Source organism: Dietzia sp. B19, from assembly GCF_014145155.1.
In the GTDB taxonomy this organism is placed as follows: domain Bacteria; phylum Actinomycetota; class Actinomycetes; order Mycobacteriales; family Mycobacteriaceae; genus Dietzia; species Dietzia natronolimnaea.
This window is the reverse complement of record NZ_JAALED010000160.1, coordinates 1-2686: the sequence shown is the minus strand read 5'-3', so window position 1 is coordinate 2686 and position 2686 is coordinate 1. Positions and strand designations below refer to the sequence as shown.

The following is a 2686-nucleotide window of genomic DNA, read 5'->3' as shown; positions in this document are numbered from 1 at the left end:
CCGCCGGCTCCTCGCCCGGGGCCGCCCCAGCGCCGAGAACGCCACGGGCGACATCGTCGTCGGACCGGTACTTCAGGAGAGCGGCGGACAGGACCCAGCCGAGCTCCGGGCCGTCTCCACCCCACACCGACGCGGCGCGCGCCGCGTCCACCACCTCGGAGATCGACGGGGCCTTGCGCAGGGGCAGCTCGCGCAGGCGGCGTGCCTTGTCCACCACGTCGGCCGCCACCGACTCCGGCACCTCCGGAGCGCGGGACCGGACGATCTCCGTCTCCCGCGCGGCGTCCGGGAAGTCCACGTGGAAGTGCAGGCACCGGCGCTTGAGGGCACTGGACAGCTCCCGGGTGTCGTTCGAGGTGAGCACCACCCAGGGCGTCGTGCGTGCGCGGTAGGTGCCGAGCTCCGGGATCGTCACCTGCTTCTCCGCGAGCACCTCGAGCAGCATCGCCTCGAGCGACTCCTCCGTGCGGTCGATCTCGTCGATGAGCAGGACCACCGGGTCCTCGGACGTGATCGCCTCGAGCAACGGCCTGGTCACCAGGAAGTCCTCGCCGTGGATCCCCACCTCCATCTCCGCCAGCGCGGCCGAGGCCGCGGCGAGATCCTCGTGCACCGCCAGTTCCGCCGTGATCCGGTCCCGGAGCATCTGGACGTGGAGCAGCTGCTTGGCGTAGTCCCACTCGTACAGCGCCCGGGCGTCGTCGAGCCCCTCGTAGCACTGCAGCCGGACCAACCGACGGCCGAACGCGGAGGCCAGCGACTTGGCCAGCTCGGTCTTGCCCACACCGGCCGGCCCCTCCAGCAGCAGCGGCCTGTCGAGGACCGTCGCCAGGTGCACGACCGTCGCCAGCTCACGGTCGACGATGTACCCCGTCCCGCGGAGGGCCTCCGCCAGGACGTCGACGTCGATCACCGCGTCCGCGGGACCCACCTCGTCGGAACTCAGGTCGTCGGGGTGATCCTCGATGACATCCATGGTCGGGCCCTTTCCGTTCTCGGGAGATGGTGGTGTCCCCCGGGGACGGGCGGGACGGATCCGCTCGCCCGCCCCCGGGGACGTCCTGGTGGGGTGCCGCGCCGACCGGTCAGTACGACCCGGTCATGGCGTGCTCGACCATCGGGATCAGCGACTCGACCGTGGACTCACGCGGGTTGCCCGGGGTGCACGCGTCCCCCATCATGTGCTCGGCGATCCGGCGGATGTTCTCCGCCGAGGTGTCGATCCTGTCGCCCTTGCCCTTGTACTTGCCCGTGTCCATCTGGTTCTTCTCGTACAGCCCGGGCGTGATCTGGCTGAAGTTGTCCGGGATGCCGACGTCCTTCGACAACCGGATGGCGGCCTCCACCGCCGCGTCGGCGGCCTGGACGGTCGTCATGTTGCGGGTGTCCACGCCCATCTGCGGCGCGAGTTCGGCGTAGCGCTGGTAGCGCGACGGCAGGTTGTACTCCCACACCCGGGGCAGCGCGATGGCGTTGTTCAGACCGTGGTGCGTGTCGTAGTACGCGCTGATCGCGTGGGACATCGAGTGGATCATGCCCAGGCCGCCCGAGTTGAACGCCTGCGTCGCGATGTACTGCGCGTTCATCATGCCGGTTCGGGCCTCGAGGTTGCGGGGGTCGTACACGGCCGTCGTGAGGTTGTCCGCCACGAGCTTGGTCGCGTACAACGCGTTGCCCAGCGACGGGGCGAAGTCGAGCCGGGACACGTACGGCTCCGAGCAGTGCGCGAGGACGTCGAAACCGCAGTACGCGGTGAAGTGCTGCGGGCAGGAGTAGTAGAGGAGCGGGTCGTCCATCGCCAGCGAGACCAGGCTGGCGTCGTCGAACGCGACCCACTTGTGCGGGTGGTCCATGTCCGAGGTGTCCGTGATCACGTACGCCCACGAGGTCTCCGCGCCGGTGCCCGCCGTGGTGGACACCGCGATGTGCGGCGGGTTCTCGAAGTTGGTGGACTTGGAGAAGCCCTGGAACTCGTTGATGTCGCGGCCGTCGTGGGCGATCACCACGCGGGCGCCCTTGGCGGCGTCATGACTGGAGCCGCCGCCCACCGAGATGATGCCGTCGCACTTCTCCGAGTTGTAGAGCGCGGCGGCGTCCATGACGTTGTAGTCCTTGGGGTTGGACTCGACCTTGTCGAAGACGACGACGTCGAGGCCCTGGTACTCGATCTTGCCCTTGAGCTCCTCGATGATGCCCGAGCCGCGCAGTCCGGTGGTCATGATGAGGACCCGGGTCATCCCCAGCTTCTTGGCCTCCACGCCGAGGATGTCGTGTGCACCCACCCCCAACAGTGCCTTGGGGAGAGGGTGGAACTCCTTGATCGGCATGTCCCAGATCTGATTCAGTTCGATCGCCATCGTGCGCCTCCTGCTCGAGCGACCCCCACCATCGGCGGGGCGGTGATTGTGACACCGATCACTCTTGTCCGGCGGGCGCCCCGTCCGGAACAGCTACCGCGGGGTTCTGCCCACCCGGCGCACCGGGGACGGTCCGGATGGCACCGATGCACCTACCCGAGTGGACGGGTCGAGCCCGGTTCGGTGCCGACCGCCGCCTCCGCGCCCCTCACGCCCCGAAGCGCTGATCGAGGACACGACACCGCGCCTCGGCCGCCGCGATCGTCGAGGCGTCCGCGTACCGCGACCGGGCCAGGCTCCGCCATGCGGCGAGATCCTCACGCCCGGCG

General features: G+C 69.3%; 2 protein-coding genes. Both read right to left on the bottom strand.

The window, feature by feature from the left end; all coding sequences use genetic code 11:
- A partial coding sequence (locus G6020_RS05740) for a MoxR family ATPase (protein WP_182609955.1) occupies nt 1–976 on the bottom strand: 976 nt, incomplete at its 3' end.
- Nucleotides 977–1085: 109 nt separating this feature from the next.
- Nucleotides 1086–2357, bottom strand: coding sequence for an NDMA-dependent methanol dehydrogenase (gene mdo, locus G6020_RS05735; RefSeq protein WP_067714967.1), 1272 nt, complete (start codon nt 2355–2357; stop codon nt 1086–1088).
- Nucleotides 2358–2686: the final 329 nt, after the last annotated feature.